10 protein-coding genes are annotated in these 14,885 nt (G+C 74.5%); 4 read left to right on the top strand and 6 right to left on the bottom strand.

The features are described from left to right. Positions 1-531: 531 nt before the first annotated feature. The gene (locus tag LV78_RS01965) at positions 532-1,710 is read right to left on the bottom strand and encodes an SdrD B-like domain-containing protein (protein ID WP_253842849.1); all 1,179 of its coding nucleotides are present in this window, start codon (positions 1,708-1,710) and stop codon (positions 532-534) included. Between the two features lie 221 nt (positions 1,711-1,931). Then, positions 1,932-2,492 (bottom strand): TetR/AcrR family transcriptional regulator, encoded by a 561-nt coding sequence (locus tag LV78_RS01960; RefSeq protein ID WP_253842847.1) that lies wholly within the window; start codon positions 2,490-2,492, stop codon positions 1,932-1,934. 103 nt (positions 2,493-2,595) lie between these two features. Between LV78_RS01960 and LV78_RS01955 the strand changes: the two genes are divergently transcribed. Next, positions 2,596-3,534 carry an SDR family NAD(P)-dependent oxidoreductase gene (locus tag LV78_RS01955; protein ID WP_253842845.1) on the top strand — a complete coding sequence of 313 codons (939 nt, stop codon included), beginning with the start codon at positions 2,596-2,598 and terminating at the stop codon, positions 3,532-3,534. A 21-nt stretch (positions 3,535-3,555) separates the two neighbouring features. Here the strand turns inward: LV78_RS01955 and LV78_RS01950 are convergent, their stop codons facing one another. Together LV78_RS01950 and LV78_RS01945 are read right to left on the bottom strand one after the other, a co-directional pair. Further along, the gene (locus LV78_RS01950; protein ID WP_253842843.1) at positions 3,556-5,376 is read right to left on the bottom strand and encodes a sensor histidine kinase; all 1,821 of its coding nucleotides are present in this window, start codon (positions 5,374-5,376) and stop codon (positions 3,556-3,558) included. Further along, positions 5,373-6,041 (bottom strand): response regulator, encoded by a 669-nt coding sequence (locus LV78_RS01945; protein ID WP_253842841.1) that lies wholly within the window; start codon positions 6,039-6,041, stop codon positions 5,373-5,375. The genes LV78_RS01950 and LV78_RS01945 overlap by 4 nt, the downstream gene beginning before the upstream one ends. A 79-nt stretch (positions 6,042-6,120) precedes the next feature. Between LV78_RS01945 and LV78_RS01940 the strand changes: the two genes are divergently transcribed. Beyond that, positions 6,121-6,990 (top strand): DUF3152 domain-containing protein, encoded by an 870-nt coding sequence (locus LV78_RS01940; protein WP_253842839.1) that lies wholly within the window; start codon positions 6,121-6,123, stop codon positions 6,988-6,990. 101 nt (positions 6,991-7,091) lie between these two features. Here the strand turns inward: LV78_RS01940 and LV78_RS01935 are convergent, their stop codons facing one another. Beyond that, a complete protein-coding gene (locus tag LV78_RS01935) occupies positions 7,092-9,062 on the bottom strand; it encodes an RICIN domain-containing protein (protein ID WP_253842836.1) in 1,971 nt (656 codons plus the stop codon). Positions 9,063-10,146: 1,084 nt separating this feature from the next. Here LV78_RS01935 and LV78_RS01930 point away from each other — a divergent pair. Together LV78_RS01930 and LV78_RS01925 are read left to right on the top strand one after the other, a co-directional pair. Beyond that, positions 10,147-12,750 carry a TerB N-terminal domain-containing protein gene (locus tag LV78_RS01930; RefSeq protein ID WP_253842834.1) on the top strand — a complete coding sequence of 868 codons (2,604 nt, stop codon included), beginning with the start codon at positions 10,147-10,149 and terminating at the stop codon, positions 12,748-12,750. Continuing rightward, positions 12,747-13,952, top strand: a complete 1,206-nt coding sequence (locus LV78_RS01925) for a BREX system ATP-binding domain-containing protein (RefSeq protein ID WP_253842833.1) — start codon at positions 12,747-12,749, stop codon at positions 13,950-13,952. Before LV78_RS01930 ends, LV78_RS01925 begins: the two co-directional genes overlap by 4 nt. Positions 13,953-14,022: 70 nt before the next feature. On the opposite strand, the gene LV78_RS01920 is transcribed toward LV78_RS01925, so the two are convergent. After that, positions 14,023-14,775, bottom strand: coding sequence for a pectate lyase (locus tag LV78_RS01920; protein ID WP_301305743.1), 753 nt, complete (start codon positions 14,773-14,775; stop codon positions 14,023-14,025). Positions 14,776-14,885: the final 110 nt, after the last annotated feature.

Genomic DNA, 14,885 nt, shown 5'->3' with positions numbered 1-14,885 from the left:
CGGCAGAGCCTGTCTCCCTCTTTTTTGGAGGTCTGCCCCGCCGGCGAGGCGTGCTTGTAGCTCTTGACTTTAATCTTTTGACTTTAAAACCCAAGTCAAAAGCCAAGTCAAAAGCTAAAAAGAACGCCTCGCCGGCGGGGCAGACCTCCAAAAAAGAGGGGACACGAGCTCTGCCGGCCGGTGACTCTTCCGCCGTTGGTCCCGTTGTACCCCTGCGATGGGCGGGGTCCCTCTTCTCCGTTTGGCCTCCTTTCAGGCAAGCACGCTTGTCAAGACGCCGTATGACTCGGGCGATCTGCCGCACAATGCGGCGGCATCTTGACAAGCGTGCTCGGGCTGCGCCAGGCCAAACGGAGAAGAGGGACGCGGGATCAGGGAGCTGCGGGCTCGCTGCGCTCGCCCCGCAGCCCGCGAAGCGGTCAACCTGCGAGGTGGTCAACCTGCGAGGTGGTCAACCCGCGAAGCAGCTCAACCACAGCTTGGGAGTGCGGTCGGCTTGCAGCCCGTAGGTGCGCCCCGAACCCCCTCACCTCACCGAGCCACCCAGCTCTGATTCGCCCCACCATGACACCGGTACGCCCCGACCCCCGTCGTCGGCGTCCCGGTCGGGTACTCCTGGTCCAGGCACTCCCCGGTCGCCAGGTTCACCGCCGTGAACGGCTCGCCGCCCTGCTCGTCGTGGCTCACCCGCCACCGCTGGTTCGCGCCCCCGTGGCACCGGTACGCGCCGACCCCGCTGGTCCGCCTTCCGCCGGGGAACTCCTGGTCCAGGCAGAACCCGGTGCGCGCGTCCACCAGTTCCACCACGTCCGGCTCCACCCACCGGGGCTTCCAGCGCTGGTTGTCGCCGCCGTGGCAGTCGCCCGCCGCGACCCCTGCGGTGACCGCCCCGCCGGGCATCTCCTGGTCCGCGCACCACCCGCTGGCCGCGTTGACCAGCACCGGTTCCGAAGCGACACCCTCACCCCGCACCAAGCCGATGTCCACGGCCGCGTACCGCGAGCCGGTCTCGGCGAACCGCACCGGCAGGCTCGTGGCGTCCGCGCCCAGCAGGTCGAAGTCGGTGTGCGCGCCGGACGAGCCCGCGCCCGCGTTCGGCCTGGCGAGCCGGTAGCCCTGCGGGACCTCCGCCCTGACCTGGTAGACGCCGGTGGCCAGCGCGTCGAAGTGGTACCAGCCGTAGTCGGAGGTCGTGGTGCTGGCGCGGACCTCCGCCCCGGTGAGGTCGCGCCCCCACAGGTGCACGGTCACCGCGACCCGCTCGGGGTTGGCGTCGCGCGCGCCGTCGTCGTCCGCGTCCACGCTCGCCTGACCGCCGAGCGTGCCGCCCTGCTGCGGGAACCACGCCTGCCCTGCCCTGGGGGAGCCGGAGGTCAGCTCGACGTCCCAGGTGCGGTCGGCCAGCGTCGCGTACCCGGTGCGGTCGGCCTCCACCTCGTAGGCGCCCAGCGGCAGCCCGGTGAAGCGGAAGTCGCCGCGCTCGTCCGTCGTGGCGGTCCTGCGCTCACCGGTGGAGCGCTGGAGCGCTGTCACGGTCACGCCCGCCCGGCGCGCCTCGTGCTCGCCGGGCTGCCGGTCCTGGTCCTTGTCGATCCAGACCGTGCCCGCGATCTCACCGGCGTCCTGCGCGTGCGCCGGGCCCGCCGCCGCGCCCGTGCCCACCAGTGCCGCCGCCGCCACCGCGCCGCACGCCGCGCGCCATCTCCTCACCACGCGAAAACCCCACTGTGCCAGGGCCGAATCGGCACCGCCGCCATCGTCAGGGGGAGAGCCTAGACCCGATCCCACGGCAAGATCGACTCCACCTGCGGTGGGTGCGGGATCGGTGTGGAGGCGGTGAGAAACCGTTGTGCGGCACCGTGAAACACGCCACGGGAGTAGGGGTTGCGCCGCCGTCGCGGCCGGTTCTCCTCCCCCTGCCGGGAAAGCGCTCAGCGCCCGGCGCGCAGCCCGGCCACGAGCAGGTCGAGCAGCCGCCCGGCCTGCGCGGCGTCGTCGGTGGCGTTCGCGATCCCGGCCATGCCCACCAGCACGTCCAGCGCGGGCACGTCGTCGCGCAGCGCGCCCGTCCGCACCGCCGCGTCCACCAGCACGCTCAGCGCGTCCAGCAGCCGCTTCCTGGCGTGCGGGAACGGGGTCTCCGCGCCGGTGATCACCGCGCGCAGCGCGTCGGCGAGCCCCCGCTTGGTGGCCAGGTAGTCCAGGAACAGGTCCATCCACCGCCGCAGCGCGACCTCGGGTGGCGCGGTGGTCAGCAGGTGCGGCGCGGCGTCGCACAGCCGGTCCAGCTCGGCCCGGTACACCTGCTCGATGAGCGCCTCGCGGGTCGGGAAGTGCCGGTAGAGGGTGCCGATGCCCACGCCCGCCTGCTTCGCGATGCCCTCCAGGGGCGCGTCGGCGCGCTCGGTGAACGCGGCCAGCGCGGCGGCCAGGAGCTTGTCGCGGTTGCGCTGGGCGTCGGCGCGCAGCGGGCGCTGGTCGGGGTCGGTCACGGCGGCGTCCTCCGGGATCGGTTGCGAAGCGGAGGAACCTCCGGTTAGTCTCGGAGAAGCGGAGGAACCTCCGCTTCATCCTAGCCCAGCGCTCGGGGAGACCATGACCGCGAACACCGCACCGCGCTTCACCGCCTCCACCACGGCCGCCGAGGTGGTGGCCGGGATCGACCTGACCGGCAAGCGCGCCGTCGTCACCGGCGCCGCCTCCGGCATCGGCGTCGAGACCGCCAGGGCCCTCGCGTCCGCCGGGGCCGAGGTGACCCTGGCCGTCCGCGACCGCGCCGCCGGTGAGCGCACCGCCGCCGACATCACCGCCACCACCGGGAACACCGCAGTGCGCGTCGCCCCGCTCGACCTGGCCGACCAGGTCTCGGTGGCCGCCTTCACCGCCAACTGGGACGACCCGCTGCACCTGCTGGTCAACAACGCCGCCGTCATGGCCTGCCCGCTCACCCGCACCCCCGAGGGGTGGGAGCTCCAGTTCGCCACCAACCACCTCGGCCACTTCGCCCTCACCAAGGGGCTGCACCGGCACCTCGCGGCGGCGGGCGGCGCGCGCGTGGTCTCGGTCAGCTCCAGCTCCCACCACCGCTCGCCGGTCGTCTTCGACGACGTCCACTGCGCCGAGCGCGAGTACCAGGCGTGGGACGCCTACGCGCAGAGCAAGACCGCGAACGTCCTGTTCGGCGTGAGCGCCACCGCCAGGTGGGCCGCCGACGGGATCACGGTGAACGCCCTGATGCCCGGCTCGATCAGCACGAACCTCCAGCGCCACGTCGACCCGGAGGAGATCGCGCGGGCCCGCGCGGCGGCGGGCGTCACCGAGGTCCGGCGCAAGACCCCCGAGCAGGGCGCGGCCACCTCGGTCTACGTCGCCACCGCGCCCGAGCTGGAAGGCCTGGGCGGCAAGTACTTCGAGGACTGCGCCGAGGCGGGCCCGTTCGTGCCGGGGACCAACCGGGGCGTGGCCGACCACGCGCTCGACCCCGAGGCCGCCGACCGGCTGTGGGAGGTCTCGCTCCGCACCCTCGCGGGCTGAGGACGCCGCCGGTCGGGGACGTCACACGTCGGCGTCCCCCACCGGCAGCACCACCCGGAACACCGACCCCACCCCCGGTTCGCTCTCCGCCGTCACCGAACCCCCGTGCAGCTCCACCAGGTGCCTGCTGATCGCCAGCCCCAGCCCGCTGCCGCCGGTGGCCCGGTTGCGCGACGGGTCGGCCCGCCAGAACCGGTCGAACACCCGCGCCAGGTCCTCCTCCGCCAACCCCTCCCCGGTGTCCACCACCTCCAGCACCACCACGCCGCCCCCGCCGCGCCCGCGCACCACCACCGACCCGCCGGACGGCGTGTGCCGCACCGCGTTGCCCACCAAATTCCCCAGCACCTGCCGCAACCGCACCGGATCGCCGTGCAGCACCAGCCCCCCGGCGCACGCCACCTCCAACCGCACCCCCTGCGCCCCGGCCGCGACCCGGTGCGCCGCCACCGTCTGCGCCACCAGCTCCGCCGCGTCCACCGGCTCCCGGTGCAACCGCAGCGCCCCGGCGTCCGCCTGCGCCAGGTCCCGCAGGTCGTCCACCATGTGCTGCAACAGGAACGCCTCCTCCAGCAGCATCGCGATCAGCGCCGGATCGGGCTCGGCCAACCCGTCCTGCGCCGCCTCCAACCACCCGGTGATGTTCGCCAGCGGCGTCCGCAGCTCGTGCGCCACGTCGCTCACCATCGCCTTCCGCTGCCGCTCCACCTCGGCCAACCGCTCCGACAGCGCGTTGAACGCCCCCGCCAGCTCGCCGACCTCGCCGCTGGGCTCGCGCACCCGCACCGCCCGGTCCCCGCCGGTCATCCGCCGCGCCGCCGCCGTCAGCGCCCGCACCGGCCGCACCACCGCCGTCGCCGTCCCCCAGGACGCCAACCCGGCCACCACCAGGATTCCCGCGCCGGTCACCGCGATCCGCGCCGCGCCCGCCGTGGACAGGTCGATCGGCTGCGGCTCACCTCCGGTCGGCGCGGTCAGGAACAGCAGCGCGGGCGCGGCCACGTGCGCGGCCAGCTGCTCCTTGCGCGAGGCCAGCACGCACGCCGACCACTCCTGCTCCAGCACCACCTCGTCGCGCAGGTACCAGCCCGCGTCCCGCTTCGCCAGCAACCGCAGCACGGCCTGGTCCTGCTTCGACGAGGTGCGCGCCAGGCAGCCGGTCACCCGCGCCTCCAGGTCCGCCAGCGCGGGCAGCTCCTCCTCCAGCGGCACGTTCACCCCCAGCGCGTCGCACGGGAAGGCCGGGTCCGCGCCGTCCACGCCGTCGGGCGCGGCCGAGGTCCACGGCGACACCACCGACTCGGCCACCCACGGCCGCCCGCTCGGCAACCGCCGCACCACCACCGACGAGCACCGCCGCACGTGCTCCAGCCTGGCCTCCAGGCGCGCCAGCACCTTCTCGCCCAGCGCGAACGGCCCCACCGCGCGCGGGTCGATCTGCCCGCCGCCGTCCGGTTTCAGCACCGCGTTCACCGTCAGCGGGTCGACCTGCACCTTGGGGTTCACCGGCAGCTCCGGCGCGCCGGGACCGCCGGAGTCCGCGAGCACCGCGCGGCTCGGGGTGGTCAGCGCCACCCGCCGCCCGGTCTCCGCCGCCAACCGGTCCACAGTGGACTCCACGCCGTCCCAGCCGGGGTGCGTCGCGGCGAACCCGAGCAGCTCGTCGTAGATCCGCGCGTCCACCGACAGCGCCTCGCCCTGCTCCTGCCGGATCGCGCCCGTCGTGGCCTGCGAGGCCAACCACGCCGTCACCGCGATCGAGCACGCCGCGATCAGCGCCGACATCGCCGAGATCCGCACCAGCAGGCTGTGCCTGCGCCCCGTGCGCACGCCGTCGCTCACACGAGCTTGTAGCCGACGCCGTACACGGTCAGCAGCCGCTCCGGCGCGCGCGGATCGCGCTCCACCTTGCGCCGCAGCTTCATCACGTGCACGTCCACCGTCCGCGCGGTGATGAACCCGTCGTCCAGCAGCTGCGCCCTGGTGAACACCCGGCCGGGTTGCGCGGCCAGCACCGACAGCAGCCGGAACTCCGCGGGCGTCAGCGGGACCTGCTCGCCCGCCAGGCGCACCTCGTGCCGGACCGGGTCCACCACCAGGTCCCCGACCCGCAGCACCGGCGACGGCGCGGGCCCGGCGGACCGCCCGGCCCTGCGCAGGATCGTCCGCACCCGCGCCACCATCTGCCTGGGGCGGAACGGCTTCACGACGTAGTCGTCGGCGCCCAGGTCGAACCCGAGCAGCACGTCGTCCTCCAGCGCTCGCGCGGTCAGCAGCACGATCGGGACGTCCGACTCGGCGCGCAGCACCCGGCACACCTCCAGCCCGTCGACGCCCGGCATCATCACGTCCAGCACCAGCAGGTCCGGCGCGCTCCGCCGGGCCTCGTCGATCGCCGCCCGCCCGTCACCCACCACGGTGACGTCGTGCCCGTCGTGCTCCAGGTAGCGGCGGATGAGTTCCGCCTGGTGGGGGTTGTCCTCGGCGACGAGGATGCGTGCGCGCACGGCCGCAGTATGCACCGCCTTCACGGGGGAAAAGCGCGAACAAAACAGGATCTTCACGATTAGTGGGCACCCTGTGGGCATGAAGGTCACCCCGGCGCTCCTGGCGTGCCTGGCCACGGCGGTCGTGTTCACGGCCGCAGGCGTGGCCGCGCCGCCAGCGGAGCCGCCCACCGGACCGGTCGCGGAAGCCGAACCGGACGACGTCGCCGCGTCCGACACCGCCGCGTCCGACCCCGCAGCGCCCGACGCCGTCGAACCCGCCGAGCCCGAGCTGGCGCGGGCGGAACCGATGGCGGTCGACTCCGAGCCCGAACCGCGACGGGTCTACGAGCGCTCGTCCGACCTGCCCGACGGCGGGCCGTTCCCCGAGCGCGGCAACGGGACCTGGCACGTCGTCCCCGGCACCTTCGCCGAGGCGGGCAGCGGATCGGCGCTCAGCTACACCGTCGAGGTCGAGGACGGCGTCCAGGTCGACGAGCACGCGTTCGCCGGGTTCGTGCAGCAGACCCTCGCCGACCCGCGCGGCTGGATCTCGGCCGGGTTCGCGCTGCGCCGCGTCGACTCGGGCGTCCCGGACTTCCGCGTCCGCCTCACCTCCCAGGCCACCGCCCGCGAGCGCTGCGGCTTCCAGATCCCGGTGGACGTGTCCTGCCGGGACGGCGGCGCGGTCGACCTGAGCGCCGCCCGCTGGGCCAGGGGAGCGGTCGCCTACCTCGGCGACCTGGACGGGTACCGGCGGTACGTGGTCAACCACGAGGTCGGGCACGCCCTCGGCCAGGGCCACGTGCCCTGCGCCGAGCACGGCGCGCCCGCGCCGGTGATGATGCAGCAGACGTTCAGCACGTCCAACGACGAGATCAACCTGATCACCGCCGGGTCCGCGCAGGGCGGGGTCGTCCCCAACGACGGCAAGGTGTGCGCGCCCAACCCCTGGCCGTTCCCCGGCTGACCCGCCCACGACCCGACCGGACCCGCCCACGACCCGACCCGCCCGCCCACGACGAGGGCGCCGCCCCCCTGCCGGGGAACGGCGCCCTCCTCGCACGACGACTAGCGCGGCGTCGCCGTCCAGCGCTGGTTAGGGCCGGACGTCGGCGTGTACAGCCCGACCTTCGCCCCGTCCGCCGTCGACTGGCTCACCACGTCCAGCATCGCGCCCGTGGCCGCGTTCACCAGCGTCCACGTGCCGTCACCGGTGGACGACATGATCCACCGCGCCTCCGGCCCGTCCGCCGAGCGCAGCACCGCCTCGCCGCCCACCGCCGCGAGCCGCTGCCCGGTCCCGGCGTTGACCACCGCGAACCGCACCCGGTTGCCGAACCCGTTGTCCAGCCGCTCCAGCTCCCAGTACTGGTCGTCGACCTCGGCCGAGTTCCGCTGCACCAGCGCGGTCCCGTTGGGGGCCAACGACTTCCCGCTCTGCACGCCGGTCAGCCGGTACGCGTCCTCCGCGCCCAGCGCCTCGGAGCCGATCGCGCCGGAGACCCCGGACACCCGGAACGTGGTGACCGACCGCGCGGGCACGGTCAGCGTCGCCACGCCGTCGCGCACCGCGACCTCGGCGCCCTCGACCAGCGCGCCCGACTCGTCCGTGACGACCGGCTGCACCTTGGCGTTCTTGGAGATCCGCTTGAACGAGCGCAGGTCCAGCGCCACGGTCCTGGCCTGCTCGGCCTTGTTCACGTGCACCACGGTCTTGAGCGACTCGCCGCGCATCGCGACGACGTCCGTCGTGGTGTTCACCCCGATCATCCGGTCACCCGGCTTGATGTGGTGGGTGAAGTTCCGCAGGGTGTCGAACTTCGTGTTGGTGCGCACCTCGCAGTCCGAGGTGGTGCAGGAGAACGGGACCTGGACGACGCCCCAGTTCGCGCCCTGCGGCGACTCCCCGCCCGGCTTCATGTTGTCGTAGTCCTCGATCGCCTGCCACAGCACCCAGGACCGGGGCTCCAGCTCCCGAAGGTCGTCCACGACCCGCTCGGCGATGCCGATGCCGGGGTCCATGCTGGTGAAGCTCTGGCCCGAGCCCCACGAGCCGTCGACCTCGCTCATCCACAGCGGCTTGTCCGCGCCCTTGGCGATGTCGCGCGCCGAGGTGCGCTGGCCGGTGCCGTAGGTGTGCACGTTCAGCTGGCCGACCTGCGCGCGCACCGACGCCGGGTACCCGGCCCAGTCGGCGGCGAACGTGCCGGGGTTGGTCTCGTCCGGCGCGGACACGGCGGCGGTCAAGCCCTTGTCCCGCAAGGCCTGCACCATCGACGGGATCACCTTGGCCTGCAGGGCGGGGCTCATGTGCGCGCCCTCCTGCCTGCCGCCGGTGGGGTTGCCGTCCGCGCCGAGGCGGGTGCTCCAGTAGTTGGTGTTCGGCTCGTTGAACGGGTCGACGGTGTCGAACTCGATGCCGTGCGCGTCCTCCATCTCCTCGACGACCTGCGCGAGGTAGGCGGTGAACTCGTCGATCTTGTCGGTGCGCAGCTGGTCGGCGTTCGCGTCGAAACCGCCGGAGACGTAACCGGAGACGGTCTGGAACCACGGCGGGGAGTTGCTGAACGCCTCCCACCGGTCGACCTTGGACTTGATCTTGTCGACCCACCAGCGCTGACCGGGGTCGGCCTCGGCGTCGAACAGCTCGGGGTTATTGGGCTCCCACCACTCGGTGTCGGTGCGGGTGGTGCCCTCGGGCGCCTTCCACCAACCGGGCACCGCGCCACCGGCGCGCAGGTACGGCGGCACGTCGGGCGCGTTCCCGCCGCCGATGTTGTAGCGGGCGATGTTGAGGTTCAGGCCCTGCGCGGAGAACAGCAGGTCCGCGAGCTCGTTCCGGACGGAGTTCGGGTACTGCCCGGTGGCGTTGGCGAACCAGACCAGGCTCGTGCCCCAGCCCTGGAACGGCTCCTGCCGGTAGGTCGGGTCGGGGCGCACGGTCACGTCCGCCTGCTGCGCCTGCGCCTGAGCCGCGCCGACGGGGGACAGGGCCGCCGAGGCGACCACGATCGCGGCGAGCGCCGCACGCGCCTTCACGCCGCCCTCGCCGCGCGGGGGGCGGTCATCGGCGCGGAACCGCCGGGGGAAACCAGTCTCACAGCCACGTCCTCGTGTTGTAGGGGTCTGACGGGTGTGCGGCGGGCGTGCTCGCCGCCCGCCGATCGCCGGAGGCGGGGGGTTGCCCTGCCGCAGGCGAGGTCGGGGTGGCCGCGCTGGGCGGCCTGTGGGGCCCGCTGGGCGGGCTGGGGGTGGCGCACTGGGCCTGTGCCTGGGATGGCTGGTGCCGAGCGCGCGGCGACCGGGTTTCCGGTGGTTGGGCGCCGTGCCACCGGTCTCGTAACTGCCAACTGTTGACAGGTGAAGCCCTCGGACGGGCGGCGACGAGTCGGCGGCAACGAGTCGGCGGTGGGGGTGGGCTCCGGACCGAGTGGCGAGCGGGGCGCTCGGCCGGACTGTCGCTCGGGTGGTGGATCGAGCGGCCGGTCAGTTGTCCGGCCGGGTGGCGGGTCGGGGGTCTGTCCGGTCGTCTGTCCGAGCGGTGGCCCGAGCGACGCGTGAGGTGTCCGCCAGGCCGTCCGGTCGGGCGACGGGCCCGGTGTCCGACCGTGCGCCGGAACGGCTCCTCGCTCAGGCGCGCCCCGCCGCGCGCGTGCGGCTCGCGGAACCGGGCCGGAACCGGGCGGGGGTCGGGTCGGTTCGGGCGCGAGCGCGTCGGTTCCGGGCAGTGCCGTGATCGGGAGCGGTGCGGCCCGCAGCCGTTCCACGCGTCCCCGTGCGGCCGTTCCCGTCGCGCGTCCGGTGGCGTGCGGGCAGGTCGGGGCCCAACCGGGTGTCGGAGCGGCGGTCGGGGGTGCGGGCGGGGACTGGCGGCGCCGGGCCGTGGGCATCGGTTCTCCGTTGAACAGATGTTAGCGCTAACAAACGATCTTCATAGAGCCTGCCCGCCGAGCGGGTGAGCGTCAAGGGGGCGTTCGGCTCAGGACGCCGCTGCCGGTGCGTGGGGTTGGTTCACCCGTTCGAGGGCTAACGGTGATCACCCCGTGTGCGACGTAGCGGCTGACAGAGCGACAACTGGTCCGGCCGGAGCAATCCCGGACCGGCGTTCGGCGGGGGAGGCCCGATGGGGTTGGCAGATCGGTTACGGCGCGCGCTCGGGTTACCCGACTCGGAACACCCCGAACACGAACCGGACCCGGTCCACGGGCCGACCGGTTCACCCGGTCCCGCCGAGCGAGCAGCCGCTCGGCGGCAACCGGAGGACGACCTCGAGCACTACGCGTCGGCCACCGGCACCTTCGAGCCCGCCGACGTCGCGCTCCTCCCGCCGGACGACGCCCCGAGCACCGTCCCGGACGACGACCCGGACAACGACCCGGCCCCACCCGCCACGAGCACCCCCGGCCCCGCCGAACCCCCGCCCGCCGACGACCCGACCCCCGCCGACGAACCCCCGCCCGCCGACCGCGTGCGCCCGTTCGTCCCGGCCGTCGTCCCCGAGCTCACCGCCCCAACAGCGGCTCCCGCGCCCCAGCCCCCGCCCGAGGACCACCCCGCCCCCGCCGAACCCCCGTTCTGGCTCCCCGAGGGCGTCGCCGTCCACTTCGCGGGCCACACCCTCGAAGGCGGCCTGCTCTACCTCGGCCGCGCGGGCGCCCCCGGCACCGGCCACGTCATCGACCCCACCCTCCCGGTCGGCCCGTCCGCCGAGGCCACTGGCCGCGACCCGGACCCCGCCTACCACGCCATGACCCCCCGCGACCGGGCCGCGCACCTGCGCTGGCTCGCGACCGGCCGCCGCGACCGCGCCGTCCCCATCGGCCACGTCTTCCTGTTCCTGGCGGGCCTCGAGCACCGCGTCGTCGCCGACCGCGCCCGAGCCGACCTGCCCGCCGTCCGCGCCGAGCTGCGCGACCTGCGCTCCCGCTACGGCCGCCACCGCCCGTTCCACGGTTCGGCGACGGCCCTGCTCGACCTGGTCGACGTCCTGCTCGACGACCGCCCCCTGCCCGACCCGGCCCGCTGGGACCGCCCCGACCCGCCGCTCGCGCTCCGCGTCGCACTGGGCGAGCTGGCCGCCGCCGGTCAACCGGTCCCGGTCGAGTGGGCGCACGCCTGGGCCCTGCTGCACCCGGCCCTGGACGCCCCGCGCGCCCGCGCCCGGTTCCGCGAGCTGTTCACCGCCCGCTACCACGAGCGCCACGGCGAAGGCCTGCTGATCAACCCGGCCGCGCCCCCGCTGACCGTCCGCTACCGCCCCACCGCCGAGGGCATCCCGACCGCCGAGGTGCCCACCGACCTGCCCGACGTGCTCACCACCCCCGCCCCGACCAGGGCGCTGGCGGAGCTGCTCGACACCTGCGCCGACGAGCTGGACGCCCACGCCGCTCTGCTGGCGGACGACCCGGACGCCGAGGGCACCCCGCCCGCGCTGGCCCTGCTGCCGAGCTGCGTGGTGACCGGCGGGGAACCCGCGCTGGACCCGTTTCGCGCGCTGGTGTCCCGCGTGCTGCCGGAGGGGGCCGCGCTCGGCGTGTTCGAGCTGGCGGACCTGGTGGCGCTGTGGCCGGGCGGGTTCGACGGCACGGGCGCGATCGGCGCGCCCGCGCTCCTGGGCCACCTCGGCGTCGGCCTGGAGCCGGACGCCCGCACGGGCCTGGAGGACCCGCGCGCGACCGGCCCGGCCGCCCTGTTCCGGGTGCCCGACGGGGACGAGCTGCCGCACGCCGCGACCCCCGAGTACCGGGCCGCGTCCACCCTGCTGCGGCTGGCCGCGCAGGGGGAGGGCCTGTCCGAGCCGGAGCGCGTCGACCTGACCGCGCACCTGGGGACCGCGCTGCGCCTGACCGGCGGCGAGGTGGCCAGGCTGAACGCCCACGCCGTCCTGCTGCTCACCCCCGGCGCCCCGACCCCGCCGCAGCGCCTCGGCGGGCTCACCCTGGGACAGCGCGTGCACATCGCCGACCTGGCGGCGGGCGCGGCCCGCGTCGACACCGCGCCACCGGGCGTTGACCAGGTCTTCCGCCGGATGCGCGCCGCGCTGGACCCGAGCGAACCGACCCCGGAACCGCTGCCCGCACCGGAACCGACCTCGGAACTGCCGCCCGCACCGGAACCCGAGGCCACACCGGCGCTCGACGCACCCACCCCTGACGCCGACCCGGCACCGGCCCTCGAAGCGCCCCCGGAACCGGCGGAGGTGGTGGAGGTCCAGCTCCTCGAACCGTCACCCGACGCGGAGGCCGTCCCGACCGTCCTCCCCGCCGCAGCCGAGGTCCCGGCCCTGCTCGAACTCACCACCGTCGACCTGTCACCCGAGCCGCCCGCAGCCCTGCCCCCGTCCCCGTCCCCCGCCGAACCTCCCACCACCCCCTCCCCGGTCCCCGACCCCCGCCAGGAACCCGCCGACCCCACCACCTCCCACCTCCACGCCGCACTGGCCGAGGACGACCCCACCACCCCGCCCCCGCGCAGCGCCGTCCTCCCCGTCGACCTCGTCCCCGGTCTCGACGCGGGCCACTCCGCGCTCCTGCGCGAGCTCGCCGCCCGCCCGGTCTGGCCGCGCGCCGAGTTCGACCGCCGCTGCGCCGCGCTGCACCTGCTCCCGATCGGCGCGCTCGACGCGCTCAACGAGGCCGCCGTCGCGGCCTGCGGCGAACCGGTGGCCGAACCCGGCGAGCACGGCCTGCTGGTCAACGACACCGCACTGGGGGAGCTCCTCGCATGACCGCAGCCAGCCCCCGCGAGCGCGCCGCCGTCCTGCGGTCGCTGCGGGCGAAGACCGTTCCGCTGCTGGGGCTCGACCACCTCAGGGTCGGCCGGGACCGCGAGGCGCGCGCCCTGGAGCGCGACCTCGACCGCGTCGTCGACGGCGGCTCCACCGCCCGGTTCGTCATCGGCGAACCGGGTTCGGGCACCACGTTCTTCCTGAACCTGGTCCGCGGGCTCGCGCTCGACCGCCGCCTGGTGGCGCTGCGCGCCGACCTCACCGCCGACCGGTCCCTGGTCGCCACCGCCGAGGGCGCCCGCTCGCTGTACACCGAGCTGACCCGCTCCACCGCCACCCCCGCCCGCCACGGCGGCGGCGCGCTGGCCGCCGTCGTCGAGCGCTTCGCGTCCACCGCCGTCACGGTGGCGCGCGAGCGGGGCCGGGACCCGGAGCGGGTGATCCGCGAGCGCGCCGCCCGGTTGGCCGAGCTGCCGGGAGGACACGGGTTCGCCGAGGCCGTCGCCGCCTACTGGCGCGGTCACCACACCGGTGACGAGCTGCTGGCCGTGGACGCGCTGCGCTGGTTGCGCGGCGAGTGCCCGCCCGCCCGCGCCCGCGCCGCCCTCGGCCTGCGCGAGACCCTGGACGACGTGCCGCTGGCCGACCGGCTCAAGCTGCTGGCCCGGTTCGCCACGATGGCGGGCTACCGGGGTCTGCTGGTGTGCCTGGACGAGCTGGACACCCTGGCCGCCGCCGGGGACCGGGCCGCCGAGCACGAGGCGGTGCGGCGGATCGTGGAGGACAGCCTCGGCGGCGCCAGCCCGCACCTGGCGCACCTGTTCGCCGGAACCCCCAGCGCGCTCACCGATCCCCGCTACGGGCTGCACACCTGCGAGGCGCTGCGCACCGCGCTGCCCTCGGCGGGCGAGGACCTGTTCGGCCCGGTGGTGCGGTTGCGCGCGCTGGACGGCGAGGAGTTCACCCGGCTGCTGGAGGCGGTTCGGGACGTGCACGCGGGCGGCGGGCCGAGCGCGCTGCCGGACGAGGCGCTGCGCGAGTTCGCCAGGCACTGCGCCGACCAGCTCGGCAGGCCGCGCGCGGTGCTGCGGGCGTTCCTGGACCTGCTGTCGGCGGCCGAGGCCGAGCCGGGCGACTGGGCGCCGCTGGTGCGGGCGGTGCGGGTGGACGCCGAGCAGCCCGCCCCGCGCGCGGTGGCGTGACCGGCGGCCCCGCCCCTCGCAGGGCGGGGCGGGACCGCCGAGGCCGCTAACGGGCCACCTCGCCGCCCGGCTACCGGTAGGTGATGTTCGAGCTGGAGTACAGGCAGTTCGTGCTGTCCGGCCCGCTGCCGATCTTGCTCGGCTCGCCGCTCGTGACGCCCTTGTACTTCTCGCACACCACGATCTTCTTGCTGCTGTCGCCGACGATCGTGACGTTCGCGTACTTCGCGGTGTCGCCGTAGTTCGTGTTGATCCCGGCGAGCACCTTGCCCGGTGAGTACGCGGTCACGTTCTCGATGATCACGTTCCGCTTGTGCTGCGTGCCGCAGTTGCCGCACGAGCGGTAGAGCTTCCCGAAATCGTCGACCTGGAAGTTCTTGATGTGGATCGTGCCCGGCCCGTTGTGCTGGAACACCTTGTCCGACGCCTTCCGCGCCCCGCCGCCGTTCACGGTCATCTTCTGCGACGAGGAGGAGCCCTTGAGCGTCGCGGCGTCCTCGCCGACGTCCTCCCACCACACGTTGTTCAGCGTGCAGGTGCCGAGGCAGTGCACGCCGTCGGCGGCGGGCGAGCCGAGCACGACGTTGGACAGCGTGGCCCCGTTGGCCAGCTCGAAGAGCGGCGACTGCCCTTCGTCCTGACCACCGTTGCCCAGGTCGCCGGTGCCGTAGAACCGCTTGAGGCCACCGTCGTACGACCCGGACACCTTGATCTTCGCCCCGACCCCCTGCGAGCCGTTCGGCGACGGGAACGTGCTCCCGGCGGCCGACGAGGTCCCCGCGCCTGCCGTCACCGCGACCGCGGCGAGCAGCAGCGCGCCCATTCCGGACAGGATTCGACGAGTCAACACCTTTGTTGTTCCTCCCGAGGTCTCGCGGCAGCGGAACCGGAGTGCGGGGCGGAACGGACGCTACGGACCGGAAATGCGCGCTG

This window comes from Actinosynnema pretiosum, from assembly GCF_024171695.1.
Classification (GTDB): Bacteria; Actinomycetota; Actinomycetes; order Mycobacteriales; family Pseudonocardiaceae; genus Actinosynnema; species Actinosynnema pretiosum.
Note: the sequence above shows the minus strand (reverse complement) of the source record. Positions and strands in the feature narration are given on the sequence as shown.